13 protein-coding genes and 1 riboswitch are annotated in these 14,388 nt (G+C 63.3%); of the genes, 9 read left to right on the top strand and 4 right to left on the bottom strand.

Annotation, left to right across the window (positions count from 1 at the left end; genetic code table 11):
• Both GT748_RS13185 and hemW read left to right on the top strand, forming a co-directional pair.
• Positions 1-462: DUF3795 domain-containing protein (locus tag GT748_RS13185; RefSeq protein ID WP_243148989.1), on the top strand; the 462-nt coding region annotated here is incomplete at its 5' end.
• Positions 463-485: 23 nt separating this feature from the next.
• Positions 486-1,583 carry a radical SAM family heme chaperone HemW gene (hemW, locus tag GT748_RS13180; RefSeq protein ID WP_044992593.1) on the top strand — a complete coding sequence of 366 codons (1,098 nt, stop codon included), beginning with the start codon at positions 486-488 and terminating at the stop codon, positions 1,581-1,583.
• 58 nt (positions 1,584-1,641) lie between these two features.
• Here the strand turns inward: hemW and GT748_RS13175 are convergent, their stop codons facing one another.
• From GT748_RS13175 to GT748_RS13165, 3 genes are all read right to left on the bottom strand, one after another.
• A complete protein-coding gene (locus GT748_RS13175; RefSeq protein WP_161213589.1) occupies positions 1,642-2,187 on the bottom strand; it encodes a hypothetical protein in 546 nt (181 codons plus the stop codon).
• Positions 2,188-2,202: 15 nt separating this feature from the next.
• Entirely contained in the window at positions 2,203-2,556 is a 354-nt protein-coding gene (locus GT748_RS13170) for an arsenate reductase family protein (RefSeq protein ID WP_021659513.1), read from the bottom strand.
• A gap of 464 nt (positions 2,557-3,020) precedes the next feature.
• On the bottom strand, positions 3,021-3,233 hold the full coding sequence (locus GT748_RS13165; RefSeq protein WP_021659516.1) for a helix-turn-helix domain-containing protein: 213 nt from the start codon (positions 3,231-3,233) through the stop codon (positions 3,021-3,023).
• Positions 3,234-3,351: 118 nt separating this feature from the next.
• On the opposite strand from GT748_RS13165, the gene GT748_RS13160 reads away from it, so the two are divergent.
• The 7 genes from GT748_RS13160 (at position 3,352) to GT748_RS13130 (ending at position 12,670) form a co-directional block, all read left to right on the top strand.
• A complete protein-coding gene (locus GT748_RS13160; RefSeq protein WP_044992595.1) occupies positions 3,352-3,675 on the top strand; it encodes a hypothetical protein in 324 nt (107 codons plus the stop codon).
• Between the two features lie 274 nt (positions 3,676-3,949).
• Positions 3,950-4,972 (top strand): heat-inducible transcriptional repressor HrcA, encoded by a 1,023-nt coding sequence (gene hrcA / locus GT748_RS13155; RefSeq protein ID WP_021659519.1) that lies wholly within the window; start codon positions 3,950-3,952, stop codon positions 4,970-4,972.
• The gene (gene grpE / locus GT748_RS13150; protein WP_021659520.1) at positions 4,950-5,606 is read left to right on the top strand and encodes a nucleotide exchange factor GrpE; all 657 of its coding nucleotides are present in this window, start codon (positions 4,950-4,952) and stop codon (positions 5,604-5,606) included. Before hrcA ends, grpE begins: the two co-directional genes overlap by 23 nt.
• Positions 5,607-5,685: 79 nt before the next feature.
• A complete protein-coding gene (dnaK, locus tag GT748_RS13145; protein ID WP_021659521.1) occupies positions 5,686-7,545 on the top strand; it encodes a molecular chaperone DnaK in 1,860 nt (619 codons plus the stop codon).
• A 162-nt stretch (positions 7,546-7,707) separates the two neighbouring features.
• Complete coding sequence (gene dnaJ, locus GT748_RS13140; protein ID WP_021659522.1) at positions 7,708-8,868, top strand: molecular chaperone DnaJ; 1,161 nt, start codon at positions 7,708-7,710, stop codon at positions 8,866-8,868.
• Positions 8,869-9,217: 349 nt separating this feature from the next.
• Positions 9,218-9,315, top strand: a riboswitch (purine riboswitch).
• Between the two features lie 126 nt (positions 9,316-9,441).
• A complete protein-coding gene (locus tag GT748_RS13135; RefSeq protein WP_021659524.1) occupies positions 9,442-10,782 on the top strand; it encodes an NCS2 family permease in 1,341 nt (446 codons plus the stop codon).
• 109 nt (positions 10,783-10,891) lie between these two features.
• Positions 10,892-12,670, top strand: a complete 1,779-nt coding sequence (locus tag GT748_RS13130; protein WP_161213591.1) for an adenine deaminase — start codon at positions 10,892-10,894, stop codon at positions 12,668-12,670.
• A 30-nt stretch (positions 12,671-12,700) separates the two neighbouring features.
• Here the strand turns inward: GT748_RS13130 and GT748_RS16045 are convergent, their stop codons facing one another.
• Entirely contained in the window at positions 12,701-14,317 is a 1,617-nt protein-coding gene (locus GT748_RS16045) for a DUF4368 domain-containing protein (protein ID WP_161213601.1), read from the bottom strand.
• Positions 14,318-14,388 lie beyond the last annotated feature (71 nt).

Genomic DNA, 14,388 nt, shown 5'->3' with positions numbered 1-14,388 from the left:
GCCCCGCACGAGCGGATCGTGCGGGGCCCCGGCTGCAAGGGGAGAAGCGAGATGAAGATGCCCACCGCCATTCCCGAGGGGATGCTGGCGCCCTGTGGGGCAAACTGCCTGGTCTGCTACAAGCACTGCCTCTCCCCCCAGCCCTGCGGGGGCTGCCGGGAGGGCGGGGAGGGGATGCCTGTTCACTGCCGCCGCTGCACCATTCGGGCCTGTGCCGAAGGGCGGGGGCTGCGCCTCTGCGCGGCCTGTCCCCTATTTCCCTGCCGGCAGGTGAAGCGGCTGGATCGGAGCTATCGCGTCCGCTACGGGGTCTCTTTGATCGAAAACGGACGGAGGGCGGCGGAGGAGGGGACGGCCGCCCTGCTGCAAGAGGAGGCGCGCCGCTGGCGGTGCCCCGGGTGCGGCGGGATCGTCTCCCTGCACGACGGGGTCTGCAGCGACTGCGGGGCGGAGAAGAGATGAGAGAGGCGAGAGGGGGAGCGAGGATGGAGGACCGGCCGTTGGGGATGTATCTGCACATCCCCTTTTGCAGGCGAAAGTGCAACTACTGCGCCTTCTACTCGGCCCCTGCCGGGGAGGCCGCGTGGGAGGGGTACGCCGACGCCCTCTGCCGCCACATCGCCCTCTGGAGGGAGAGGCTGGGCCGGCGGGCGGTGGACACCGTCTATTTCGGCGGCGGCACCCCCAGCCTGCTCTGGCGGCAGTTGCCGCGGGTGTTGGCGGAGCTGGGGCGCTGTTTTCAACTGGACACCGGGGCGGAGATCTCCCTGGAGGCAAATCCCGGCACGGTGGGGCGAGAGGAGCTGCGCGCCCTGCGCCAAGCGGGGTTCAACCGCCTCTCCCTGGGGGTGCAGTCGGCGGTGGAAGGGGAGCTGCAGGCCCTGGGGCGGCTGCACACCGCCGCCGAGGCCATGGCCTGTGTAGAGGCCGCCCGGGAGGCGGGGTTTGCCAACCTCTCGCTGGATTTTATGCTGGGCCTGCCCGGCCAGAGCGAGGAGAGCCTGGAAAGGATGGAGGACTTTGTCCGCCGGGCGGCGCCCCAGCACCTCTCGGCCTACATCTTGAAGGTGGAGGCCGGCACCCCCTTTGGGGAGATGGGGGAGGCGCTGCAGCTGCCCGACGACGACACCGCCGCCGACCTGTACGAGAGCTGTGTGGCCCGCCTCTCTGCCCTGGGCTACGGCCAGTACGAGGTATCGAATTTTGCCCTGCCCGGCTTTGCCTGCCGCCACAACGAGAAGTACTGGAGCCTGGAGGAATACCTTGGCATCGGCCCGGCGGCCCACTCCCTGTTGGGGGGCACCCGCTTTTTCTACCCGGCCGACCGGGCGGCCTTTGTGGGCGGGGGGCTGGAGCAGCTCCAGCGGGAGGGGACGCCCGACTGGGAGGAGTACGCCATGCTGCGGCTGCGCACCGCCGCCGGGCTGGACACCGGCCGCGCAGGATTGCCGGACGGGCTGTTGGAGCGGGCCCGACCCTTTGAAAAGCTGGGGCTGCTGCACATCGAGGGCCCGGTCATCCGGCTGACCCCCAAGGGGTTTCTGGTCTCCACCCCCCTCATCGCCGAAATTTTGTACGGCTGAAAAGAGCGGCCCGGCCAACTGGCCGAGCCGCTCTTGCAGCGCGATGGAGGGGGAGGGGTCAGCCCTCCTCCTCGCTGGTGGTGTGAAATTGGACGGCGACCCCGGAAATCGCCAGGGCGATCCCTGCCAACAGCCCCCAGAGGGGATTTTTCAGCCCCAACAGGGGGAGGAGGCCTGCCCCTGCGCAGAGCCCGCCGCCGATGCCGGTGGAGAGGATGAGGGCGGGCCGCAGCAGTTTGAGGGAGAGTCCCCCCGCCAACAGCCCGGCGGCACAGCCGGCCAGGGCCCCGGCCCAGGGGATGGAAATCAGGGAGTAGATGCCGAAAAAGGCGGTCAGAAAACAGAGCAGAAAGACCCCGCCCCGGTAGACGCGGTAGGCCAGCAGGGCCCCGACCACCCCCAGCAGCAGGATGGGGAGGAGCAGGAGCCACCCCTCGATGGAGAGGAGGGCGGCAAGCCAGCCCCCCAGGGCCGCGCCCAGGACAAAGCCCGCCAGGGAAATCCAGAACTTGCTCAGCTTGAAGCCCAGAAAACAGTCGGCCAGGGCCAGCAAAACGGTAAAAATCGTCGGCCAGAGGGCCGCTGGGGCGGAAAAATCAGGCATCACAGGTGCTCCTTTCTAAAGGGCGGCCTCCCACTCGGCGGGGCGAAAACCCACCAGCACCCAGTCCCCCAAAAGCAGCAGTGGGCGCTTGATGAGCATGCCGTTTTGGGCCAGCAGGGCGTACTGCTCCTCCTCGCTCATCCCGGGCAGCCGGTCCTTGATGTGCTCGTTTTTGTAGACCAAACCGCTGGTGTTGAAAAACCGCTTCAGGGGCAGGCCGCTGCGGGCGTGCCACTCGGCCAGTTCGGCCGCGGTGGGGGTCTCCTCCACGATGTGGCGGGTCTTGCAGGCCACGCCGTGCTCGTCGAGCCAGGCCTTGGCCTTTTGGCAGGTGGAACATTTGGGGTACCAGATCAGCAGTGCGTTCATTGACAAATTGCCTCCCATCCGCCCCGGCGACAGGCCGGGACGCCGTTTGTATTTGTATTTTTAATAAAAAGAGGTCGGTGCGCGGCGCTCCCCTTCCGGCGCGCCGCGGCAGCGGGGCAGATGCCGCTTTGCCGCAGGCAGAGGACCGAGGGCAGGGGAAGGGAACAGGGGCCGTCTGCGCCTGCCGGCCCGCTGCGGCATCGCGACCGCCCTGTGGCCGACAAGGCCACAGGCACGGCGGCATTTGGCCGTGGGGCAGAGGGCGTCCGCACACCGGCCGGGCCGCCCCGGCATCATGGCCGCCCTGCGGCTGCCATACCGCCGGCGCCGAGGGCGCGGTGGCACTTGGCCAGGGGGGAGGGGGCAGGGAGCAGACGGCATTTGCATTTCTGCCCGGCTATCCCCGGCAGCACAGCCGCCTTGTGGCCATTATACCACAGCGGCGGGCGAGGGGGGAGGGGGGATCACCGCTCCTCCCCCGTGAGTCCCAGGAGATAGTCGGCGCTGACGCCGTAGTAGCGGCAGAGGGCGATGACGTGGCGCACCGGCATCTCGTTGGCCCCCCGCTCATAGCGGGCGTACATGGTCTGCGAGGTGCCCAGTACGGCGGCGATCTCCGCCTGGGTCTTGTCGTGATCCTCCCGCAGATCCCGCAGCCGCTGCTGGTAGGGCACCATGGTGAGTCGTCCCCTCTCGTTTGGTGTTGAACTGGCAGCATTTTAGCATAGTAAAAATATTTACTATTGACTTTAGTACATATATTTACTAGAATGGGTAGAAAAGGCGGTGATATTCGTGAAAGAGGAGAGAAGGGACGAGAATTTGGCGGCCAAGATCGTGCGCAACTTCGCCTATCTCGACGCGGTCTGGAGCTTTCTCCTGGCCATTGCCGACGGGGCCAGCCTCTCATCGGGCGGCCCGCCGGTGCCCTTCACCGCCCGCTTCGCCGTCTTTTTGGACAGTTTCTGCGGCGCCCTGGTGGGGGTCTTCCTCCTCTATGCGGTGGCCGAAGGGGTGCAGATCCTGCACGACATCCGCCGCGCCCAGCACCCCATCTCCCCCGAAGACCGTCCCGGTGGGGACGGCCCGGGCAGGGGAGGCGCCTCCCCGCCTCTCTAACACTCCCCCGCCGCGCAGGCGGAGCGCACCCCTTGAGAGGGGGGCCCCAGTGGCCCCTCTTTTTTTGTGCAGAAATGCCCCCTTTAGAGGGGGCACCGGGAAAACTGTTGCCAATATGTAAATATTTATTTCAGTTCTTGACTTTTATTGACTTTGGGGGTAGACTGTATGTGTTGGCAGTCGAGAGGTTCGACTGCTAAACGCAAAAACGGCGCTGCTTCGGCATTTGTCCCCCCTAAACGGGTGCCGCAGCCGCCGGAAAGGGGGTGGGAAGATGTTGACGCCGAGACAGGGATTTGTGCTTCAGGCCATCTGCGACCTCTACTCCGAGACCGGGGAGCCGGTCTCCAGCGGGGCCATCGCCAAGCTGGCGGGCGACGCCTTTTCCAGCGCCACCATCCGCAGCGAGATGGCCCGGCTAGAGGCCCTCGGCTGTGTCAAACAGCCCCATACCTCTGCCGGGCGCATCCCCACCGCCCAGGGCTACCGCTACTACATCAATCACCTGATGCCGCGGCGGGAGCTGCCGGTGGAGAAACAGCGGGAGATCGCCCGCTTCCTCCGCCAGGGGGTCAGGGACCCGGACATCCTCCTGACCCGGGCCAGTTCCCTTCTGGCCTACATGACAAACTACGCCGTCCTCGCCACCTCCCCCCAGCTCTCCGACCTGTCGATGGAGAAGTTGGAGGTGGTGGCCCTCACCCCCCAAACGCTGGCGCTGGTGGCCCTCACCAACACCGGGTTGGTGCTCAACCAGGTCTGTCAGTTGGGGCTGCCGGCGGGGGAGCGGCAATTGGAGAAGCTCTCGGGCTTCTGTCGCAAAAACCTCCTCCACCGGCCGCTGCACGAGGTGGCGCTGCTGCGGGACGACTTCCTGCAGCGGGAACTGGGGGGCGACTACCTCTGTCTGGCCCCCGCAGTGCAGCTCATCTGCCGGATGTGCGCCGAGCTCTGCCGGGCCAAGGTGCACCTGGAAGGGCAGTCGAACCTCCTGCGCTACGCCGCGCCGGAGCACGGCTACAACGCCTTTCTCGATCTGCTCAAGGAGACCGACACCCTGCTGCGGGCCGCCCCCAAAGAGGGGGGGAACGTGGCGGTGCTGCTGGGCGACGACCTGGACCAAGAGCTGGCGGGCACCACCCTGGTGAGTACCGGCTACCTCTTCGGGGACGAGCACACCGGCGTGCTGGGGATCATCGGCCCCCGGCACCTGGACTACACCAGGATCATCCCCCACCTGGCCTATTTTACCGACCTGCTGGGCAGGATCTTGAATGGAACCGACGGGGACGGATGAGGGATCCCTCCCTCCCGACCCAATAACAATAGAGAGGAGCTTGCAGGTGGAACCGGAAAAGAAGACGGCCCAGACCGAAGCTGAACAGACCGCCCCGGCGGAGGAGAAAGCCCCCGCCACCCCTGAAAAAGAGGAGAAGGCGGCCGAGAAAAAGTCCAAAAAGCCCAAAAAGAACAAAGAGGTGGAGGCCCTGGAAGAACAGTTGGCCGGCTGCCGCCAGGAAAACAGCGACCTGAACGACCGGCTGCTGCGCCTGAGCGCCGAGTACGACAACTTCCGCAAGCGCTCCACCAAGGAGAAGGAGGGGATGTTCACCGACGGGGTGGCCTCCGCCCTCTCCCAGATGGTGGTGGTGCTGGACAATCTCGAGCGGGCGGTGGACGCCTGCCAGGAGGACAGCGACCTCAAGACCGGGGTGGAGATGACCCTCAAACAGTTCCGCGAGGTGCTGGAAAAGATGGGTGTCTCGGAAATCAACCCGGTGGGCGAATCCTTTGACGCCCAGCTGCACAACGCGGTGATGCACGTGGAGGACGAGACCCTGGGCGAGAGCCAGGTGGTGGAGGTCTTCCAAAAGGGCTATCTGCTGGGGGAGCGGGTCATCCGCTACGCCATGGTCAAGGTGGCCAACTAGACAAAATATCCCGGGGCGGGCAGCCGCCCCTCACAACCATACAGAACAAATCGACGGATCGAAATAGGAGGAAACGACAATGGGAAAAATCATCGGCATTGACTTGGGTACAACCAACTCTTGCGTGGCGGTCATGGAGGGCGGCGAGCCGGTCGTCATCGCCAACGCCGAAGGCGCCCGCACCACCCCCTCGGTGGTGGCCTTCACCAAAGACGGCGAGCGGATGGTGGGCCAGGTGGCCAAGCGCCAGGCCATCACCAACCCCGAGCGCACCGTGATGAGCGTCAAGCGCCACATGGGCAGCGACTACCACGTGGCCATCGACGGCAAGAACTACACCCCCCAGGAGATTTCGGCCATGATCCTGCAGAAGCTGAAAGCCGACGCGGAGGCCTACCTGGGCACCACCGTCACCGAGGCGGTCATCACCGTGCCCGCCTACTTCACCGACGCCCAGCGCCAGGCCACCAAAGACGCCGGCCGCATCGCCGGACTGGACGTGAAGCGGATCATCAACGAGCCCACCGCGGCCGCCCTCTCCTACGGGGTGGACAAGGAGGACGACCAGAAGGTCATGGTCTACGACCTGGGCGGCGGCACCTTCGACGTCTCCATCATCGAGATGGGCGACGGGGTGCAGGAGGTGCTGGCCACCGCCGGCAACAACAAGCTGGGCGGCGACGACTTCGACGACCGGATCATCGGCTACCTGGTCAGCGAGTTCAAGAAGGACAGCGGCATCGACCTCTCCTCGGACAAAATGGCCATGCAGCGGCTCAAAGAGGCCGCCGAGAAGGCCAAGATCGAGCTGTCGGGCATGGCCCAGGCCAGCATCAACCTGCCCTTCATCACCGCCGATGCCACCGGCCCCAAACACCTGGATATGACCCTCACCCGCGCCAAGTTCAACGAGCTGACCGCCGACTTGGTGGAGGCCACCATGGCCCCGGTCCGCCAGGCCCTCAAGGACTCCGGCCTCTCCGCCAGCGAACTGCACAAGGTGCTGATGGTGGGCGGCTCCTCCCGGATCCCCGCCGTGCAGGAAGCGGTCAAGAACTTCATCGGCAAAGACCCCTTCAAGGGCATCAACCCCGACGAGTGCGTGGCCATCGGCGCCGCCATCCAGGGCGGCGTGCTCGGCGGCGACGTGGAGGGCATCCTCCTGCTGGACGTCACCCCCCTCTCCCTGGGCATTGAGACCATGGGCGGCGTCTCCACAAAGATCATCGAGAGAAACACCACCATCCCCACCAAGAAATCCCAGATCTTCTCCACTGCGGCCGACAACCAGACCTCGGTCGAGGTCCATGTGCTGCAGGGCGAGCGGGAGATGGCGGCCGACAACAAGACCCTGGGCCGCTTCCACTTGGACGGCATCGCCCCCGCTCCCAGAGGGGTGCCCCAGATCGAGGTCACCTTTGACATCGACGCCAACGGCATTGTCCACGTCTACGCCAAGGACCTGGGTACCGGCAAAGAGCAGAACATCACCATCACCTCCTCCACCAACATGTCCAAGGACGACATCGACAAGGCCGTGAAGGACGCCGAGGCCTTTGCCGAGCAGGACAAGAAGCGCCGCGAGGAGATCGACGTGAAAAACAGCGCCGACCAGATGGTCTACCAGACCGAAAAGAGCATGGCCGACCTGGGCGACAAGCTGCAGGGCGAGGAGAAATCCGCCCTGGAGGAGAAACTCACCGCCCTCAAGAGTGCCATCTCCGGCGGCAATGTGGACGAGATAAAGCAGAAGACCGAAGAGCTGCAGAAGAAGTTCTACGAGGTCTCCGAGCGCGTCTACAAAGAGGCCGCCGCCCAACAGCAGGCCGCCGGCGCCACCCCCGGCGCGGATGCCGGCGCTGCCGGCGCCCAGTCGGCCCCCGGCGACGACGGGGTGGTCGACGCCGACTTCACCGAGGTGGACGACGACAAGAAATAAGTCGCTGCGCCCAAAAGCAGCGGGTCACAGGCCGACGAGCAGAGCAGTCGGCCTGTTTGGCGGCAGGGGCATCGGTGGACGCTGCGCCGGGTCTGTGCTATACTGATACGGCAAAAGCGCCCCTTTCCCACGCTACTTTAAAAAGGAAACAGGTGGTATCCATTGGCAGATAAACGCGATTACTATGAGGTCTTGGGCGTCTCCAAGAGCGCCAGCGACGACGAGCTGAAAAAGGCTTACCGCAAGCTGGCGAAAAAATATCACCCCGATCTCAACCCCGGCGACAAAGAGGCCGAGGCCCACTTTAAAGAGGTCAACGAGGCCTACGAGGTGCTCAGCGACTCTGCCAAGCGGCAGCGGTACGACCAGTTCGGCCATGCCGGGGTGGACCCCAACTACGGCGCCGGCGGCGCTGGCGGGGCCTACAGCGGCGGGTTCGGCGGGTTTGACGACCTGGGCGACATCTTCGAGAGCTTTTTCGGCGGCGGCTTTGGCGGCGGCGGTCGCGGCCGCCGGCAGAACCCCAACGCCCCCCGCCGGGGCGGCGACAGCCACATCAACGTGGTGCTGGACTTCTTCGAGGCCGCCCACGGCTGCACCAAGACCGTCGAGGTGCAGAAACAGGAAGCCTGTGACGAGTGCGGCGGCACCGGTGCGGCCAAGGGAACCACCCCCAAGACCTGCCCCGACTGCGGCGGCACCGGCCAGGTGACGGTGGGCCAGCGCACCCCCTTTGGGGTCATTCAGTCCACCCGGCCCTGCTCCCGCTGCGGCGGCACCGGCCAGATCATCGAAAACCCCTGCTCCAAGTGCCACGGGAGCGGCCGCAAGACCGTCACCCGCAAGGTGGAGGTGAAGATCCCCGCCGGCATCGACGACGACCAGACCATTGCCATGCGGGGCTATGGGGACGCCGGGTACAACGGCGGCCCCAGCGGCGACGTGATCGTGGTGGTCTCGGTCCGCCCCGATCCCCTGTTTGAGCGGCGGGGATTCGATGTCTGGTGCGACGTGCCCATCAGCTACTACACCGCCGTCATGGGCGGCGAGGTGGTGGTCCCCACGGTGCACGGCAAGGTCAAGTACCAGATCCCCGAGGGCACCCAGCCCGGCACCACCTTCCGCCTCAAGGGCAAGGGCATCCAGTACCTGAATGGGCGCGGCAAGGGCGACCAGTACGTCAAGGTCACCATCGAGGTGCCCAAGCGCCTCAACCGCGAGCAGAAGCGGGAACTGGAGGAGTTCGAGCAGTCCCTCTCCATCGAGCAAAACTACGAAAAGCAAAAGAGCTTTCTCGAGCGCATCAAAGACCTCTGGAAGTAGAGGTCTCTGCACAGGACCCCGGCCAGATGGCCGGGGTCCTGTTTTTTTGTCCCTCCCCGGCGCAAAGTGCTCCACCTTTCGCGGGCAGCACTCCGCCGGGAAATGCAGCAAACCGTTTTTACCAAAAAACCAACCCTTTTTTATCAAAAATGGAGAGCTGTGCGCAAAGTGGATGACCCCACAAAAGGGCGGCAAAGGGCTGAGCGAATTTTCAACATTCTGCATGAATTTTTGGAGAGGTGCAAAAGAGAAGATGCAAAAGTTTGTATGAAAGAACAAATTTCGCCCTGTTTTTGCCGCGCACTTTCGGCGCGCCCTCCCCTTGCTTTTGGGGGAGGGGGTGGGGTATACTCGGGGTGTCGCTGGTTGCTATATAATACCCGGATATGGCGGGTAGTTTCTACACTTCACCGTAAATGAAGTACTATGGCTAACTTCTCACCGGCCTGGCGGAGCTGTCTCTCCGCCTCCGCCGGCCGCGTGCGTGTTGTGAGTTGTCCATTTAGTGACTGCCGACAAAAAAGCTGCAGAAACCAAAACAACAACCCGAAACGCGAAAAGAGGAGGAAAACTATGGGACAGCTGTCGAAATTTTTCGGCCTGCGCGAGCGCAAGACCTCGGTCAAGACCGAGGTGATCGCCGGACTCACCACCTTTATGACCATGGCATACGTACTGGTGGTGCAGCCCAGCGCCATTGTGGGATTTGGCGCGGTGCCGGCCATTGTCGACATCAACGGGATTTCTGTATCCAAAGAGGCCGTCGTGGTCACCTGTGCGGTGATCAGCGGCCTCATTACTTTGCTGATGGGGCTCTACGCCAACATGCCCTTCGCCCTCTCCACCGGCATGGGCAGCAACTTCATGCTGGGGGCGCTGCTCCAGTCGGGCAGCATCTCCTTTGGGCAGATCATGGCGGTCATCCTGGTCTCGGGCCTCATCTTCCTGGGGCTGTCGGTCTTTGGTATCCGCGACTTGATCGTGCGGATGATCCCCAAAAACATCAAGCTGGCCATCGGCTCGGCCATCGGCTTTTTCATCGCCTACCTGGGCTTCAAAAACACCGGCATCGGGGTGTTTGAAGGGGGCATCGGGCTGGGCGATTTTCGTTCCCCCTCGGTCATCCTGGCGGTGGTGGGGCTGCTGATCATCGCCGCCCTCACCGCCTTCAAGGTCAAGGGCGCCATCCTCATCGGCATCGTCGCCACCACCCTGCTGGGCATCCCCTTCGGGGTCACCACCCTCCCCACCCAGCTCTTCAAGCTGCCCGACTTCAGCCAGGTGGGCAACCTCTGCTTCCAGTTTGACTTTTCCGGCCTCTTCACCCCGGCCTTTATCGTGCTGATCTTCATCGCCTTCTTCGGGGACTTCTTCTCCACCCTGGGCACCGTGCTGGGGGTGGCCGGCAAGGCGGGGATGCTGGACGAGGACGGCAACCTGCCGGGCATCCAGAAACCCTTCCTGGTGGACGCCATCGGCACCTGCGTGGGCGCCCTCACCGGCTGCACCACCATCACCACCTATGTGGAGTCCTCCTCCGGGGTCGAGGCGGGCGGCCGCACCGGCCTCACCGCCGTCACCACCGCCGCCCTCTTCCTCCTCTCGGTCTTCGCCGCCCCCCTGTTTTTGATGATCCCCGACGCCGCCACCGGCCCGGCCCTCATCTTCGTGGGCTTTTTGATGATGGCCGACATCGGCAAGATCGACTTCTCCAATTTCTCCGAGGCATTTGGCCCCTTCGTGATGATCCTCTTCGTCATCTTCACCGGCTCCATCGCCAGCGGCATCGCCGCCGGCATCCTCGCCCACGTCTTCATCAAGTGCATCACCGGCCGCTTCAAAGAGGTCCATCCCGGGATGTACGTCCTCTGCGTGCCCCTTGTCCTCTACTTCCTCTACAACACCCCGCTGTAAGGCGGCGTAGAGCTCACCCGAACACCCTGCGGAGAGAGACCGGCATCCGGGCGCCCCTTGCAGCGGGCGGCGGCCGGGCCGGGGAAAAGAGAAAAGGAGACCTGAAAAGATGAAATACCAGCCCAACGACAAGCGCGCCCTGTTGCAGGCGGCCCTGGGCCGCATCCCCTGCGACCTGGCCATCGCCAACGTCCAGTACGTCAACGTCTTCACCGGCGAGGTTTACCCCGCCACCGTCTTTGTCCACCAGGGGTTTGTGGCCCACGTGGAGGCGGGCAATCCCCAGGCGGATCTGCACCTGGCCAAAGAGGTCTACGACGGGCGTGGCCGCACCCTGGTGCCCGGCTTCATCGACGCCCACGTCCACGTGGAGAGTTCGATGCTGACCCCCCGCAACTTCGCCGCCGCCGTCCTGCCCCACGGCACCACCACCGCCGTCACCGACCCCCACGAGATCGCCAACGTCGCCGGGGAGGAGGCGGTCCACTACATGCACGACGCGGCCCTGGGCCTGCCCATGCGCCAGCTCATCAACATCCCCTCCTGCGTCCCCTCGGTCCCCGGGCTGGAAAACGCCGGGGCCACCTTTGACGCCGCCACCATCCACCGGCTGGCCAAGCTGGAGAACGTCCACGGCCTGGCCGAGGTGATGGACTTTGTCGGGGTGGTCGAGGGCGAGGAGCGGATGATGGACATCATCGCCGCCGCCGAGGAGGAGGGCCTCTACCTGCAGGGCCACCTCCCCCGCCAGACCGGGCGGATGGTCTCCGCCTACCGGGTGGGCGGCCCCTGGACCTGCCACGAGTCCACCACCAGCGAGGAGTCGGTGGACAAGATGCGCGCCGGCATCTACGTCGACGCCCGGGACTCCTCCATCTCCCGCAACGTCACCGCCGTCTGGGAGGGGGTCAAGGACTTCCCCTGCCTGGACCGGCTGACCTTCTGCACCGACGACAGAGAGGCCGACGACATCCTTTACGTGGGGCACATCGACGACGTGGTCCGCCACGCCGTCAGCCTGGGGATGGACCCGGTCCTGGCCATCCGCAGCGCCACCCTGCTGCCCGCCCAGGCTGCCCGCCTGGACAACCTGGGGGCGGTGGCCCCCGGCTATGTGGCCGACTTCCTGCTGCTGGACGACCTGCAGAACCTGCAGGTCAAGGAGGTCTTCACCGCCGGCAAAAAGGTGGCGGAGGACGGGGCCCTGCTGGTGGAGATCCCCCAGCAGGCCCACCCCTTCGAGACGGTCAACTCCATGGACGTGCCCGACCTGACCGCCGACGACTTTGCCCTGGCGGCCCCCGCCGGCTGCGGGGAGCAGGTGGCGGTCAACGTGATGACCTACGGCGACATGGAGGTCTCCACCGCCGACGCCGTGGTGGAGACGCTGCCGGTCAGAGAGGGCCGGGTGGACATCTCCGGCGACAGCGACCTCTGCTACGCCATTGTCATCAACCGCTACGGCAACGGTACCCTGGCCAAAGGGGTGGTCCGCGGCTTCGGCCTGGAGCGGGGGGCCGACGGCTCCACCGTCTCCCACGACTGCCACAACCTGACCATCGTCTACAAGACCCCAGAGGACGGCTACGCCGTCTACAAAAAGCTGCGGGAGTGCGGCGGCGGCATCGCCTGTGCCGCCGGGGGAGAGGTCCTCTGCACCTTCCCCCTGCCGGTGGGCGGGCTGATGTCCAACCTCTCCTGGGAGCAGGTGGCGGCCCAGTCGGTGGCCATGAAAAAGGCCCTGCGCCAGGTGGGGCTGCAGCAGAAAAACCCCCTGCTGCGCATCGCCACCCTGGCCCTGCCGGTGATCCCCAAGGTGAAAATCAGCGACTTGGGACTGGTGGACGTGCTCAAAAAAGAGCTGATGCCCCTCTTCCCCGAGGCGTAGAGGCTCTGATAGAAAAAAAGAGGACTGGCTTTATGCAGCGTCCCATAAGGAAGTAAAAAGAAATTTGGTAGGAACCGGCGTGACTTGACACGCCGGTTCCGATTCATTTAGGGACTCCCTTCCAATCTTCAAGGGGATGCGGATTTGCCCCACATAGGTGAAGTACAGGTCGATTCGCACCTGCTTTCTTCCATTCTCCCTTACCGGGCTGTGTACTACGATCTTGCTCACAAGCTCATTGAGAATGGCGGCATCAAGCTCTGGAATATCCAGGTACTTGTTCACCAGCTTCAGAAACTCATTCACATCGGAAACCTGCCCGGCCTGTGTTTCAATTTCCCGTTCCAGTACAGCGGCAAGCTGTTCAATCTCTGCCTGCTCCTTCTCGTATTGGCGGGATAATTTTAAGTACCGGCTGTCAGACAGCTTGCCCAGCACATTGTCCTCATAGATGTGCTGGATAATTCGGTCCAAATCCTCCATCCGTTTTTTTGCCCCGGAGAGGGCTTTCCGCTTTTCCGCCAGTTCTGCTTTGCGGCTTTCCTCGTCCTGCGCCAGCATTTCCAGCTTAAAATCCTTCCGGAACATACGGACATAAGTCAATGTCCGCTGGATGGTCTCCAGTACGATCCGGTAAAGCACCTGTTCCCGGATATAGTGGATTTTGCAGGAGCCGGTATTGCTCTTGTAATTGGAGCAGACAAAATGGTTCTGGCTGTCGTCCTTGTAGCTCTTGCAGGTGCAGAAGTACAGCTTGGCTCCGCAGTCGGCGCAGTAGAGCAGGCCGGAGAACATGCTGGTCCTTCCTGTTTTTGTCGGCCTGCGTTTGTTCTTCCGCAGCTCCTGTACCCGTTCCCACTGTCCCTTCTCAATGATGGCGGGCTGAGTGTCCTCAAAAACTCGCTGGTTCTCAACCGGGTTTTCCATCCGCTTTTTGAATTTTAGGGACTTGGTATAGGTCTTGAAGTTCACGGTACAGCCCGTGTACTCCCGCCACTCCAATATCCCGGAGACAGATTTTGTACACCACCGACAAAGATTCTCCGGCATGGCCCAACCTTTCTGCCTGGCGTGATAGGCGGTGACGGTCAGCACCCTGTCGGCTGTGAGGATTTTGGCGATCTGCATGGGGCTTTTCCCCGCAATGCAGAGGTTGAAGATACGCTGCACCACCTTTGCCGCTTCTTCGTCTACAATCCATTTCTTTTTATCCTGCGGGTCTTTTATGTACCCATAAGGCGGATTGCTGGCGAGATGTTCCCCGGCTTCACCCCGCATCTTTACCACTGCCCGGATTTTCTTGCTGGTATCCTTGGCGTAGTAGTCGTTGAATACATTTTTGAACACCGCAAAATCATTTTCCCCTTTGGCGCTGTCCACATCATCGTTGATGGCGATAAAGCGGACGTCATAGGCAGGAAAGATAAAATCCTGCAGCTGCCCCATGTAGGAATACTCCCTGCCCAGCCGGGACAGGTCTTTGACAATCACAGCGGATACGCTGTAATCCTCCACATATCGCATCATTTCCTGGAACCCCGGCCTTTGAAAGCTGGTCCCTGAGAAACCATCGTCCACAAAGAACCGGGTGTTCCGGAATCCATGGTCGGCGGCGTACTTGCTCAGCAGGGCTTTCTGAGACGAGATTTGTCAAGGTATGTTTTTGTAACGGAGTGTGCAATTCGCATTGACAAGCAGCAAAAATAACGCTATAATAA

Origin of the sequence: Bittarella massiliensis (ex Durand et al. 2017), assembly GCF_009876955.1 — a bacterium.
In the GTDB taxonomy this organism is placed as follows: Bacteria; Bacillota; Clostridia; order Oscillospirales; family Ruminococcaceae; genus Bittarella; species Bittarella massiliensis.
The sequence above is the reverse complement of the archived record's forward strand: the minus strand, read 5'-3'. Positions and strand labels throughout refer to the sequence as shown.

Coding starts and splice junctions, on each gene's coding strand:
- GT748_RS13130 (WP_161213591.1), top strand. CDS start 10,892: ATGAAATACCAGCCCAACGACAAGCGCGCCCTGTTGCAGGCGGCCCTG.
- grpE (WP_021659520.1), top strand. CDS start 4,950: ATGGAACCGACGGGGACGGATGAGGGATCCCTCCCTCCCGACCCAATA.
- GT748_RS13165 (WP_021659516.1), bottom strand. CDS start 3,233: ATGGTGCCCTACCAGCAGCGGCTGCGGGATCTGCGGGAGGATCACGAC.
- GT748_RS13135 (WP_021659524.1), top strand. CDS start 9,442: ATGGGACAGCTGTCGAAATTTTTCGGCCTGCGCGAGCGCAAGACCTCG.
- hemW (WP_044992593.1), top strand. CDS start 486: ATGGAGGACCGGCCGTTGGGGATGTATCTGCACATCCCCTTTTGCAGG.
- hrcA (WP_021659519.1), top strand. CDS start 3,950: ATGTTGACGCCGAGACAGGGATTTGTGCTTCAGGCCATCTGCGACCTC.
- GT748_RS13175 (WP_161213589.1), bottom strand. CDS start 2,187: ATGCCTGATTTTTCCGCCCCAGCGGCCCTCTGGCCGACGATTTTTACC.
- dnaK (WP_021659521.1), top strand. CDS start 5,686: ATGGGAAAAATCATCGGCATTGACTTGGGTACAACCAACTCTTGCGTG.
- GT748_RS13170 (WP_021659513.1), bottom strand. CDS start 2,556: ATGAACGCACTGCTGATCTGGTACCCCAAATGTTCCACCTGCCAAAAG.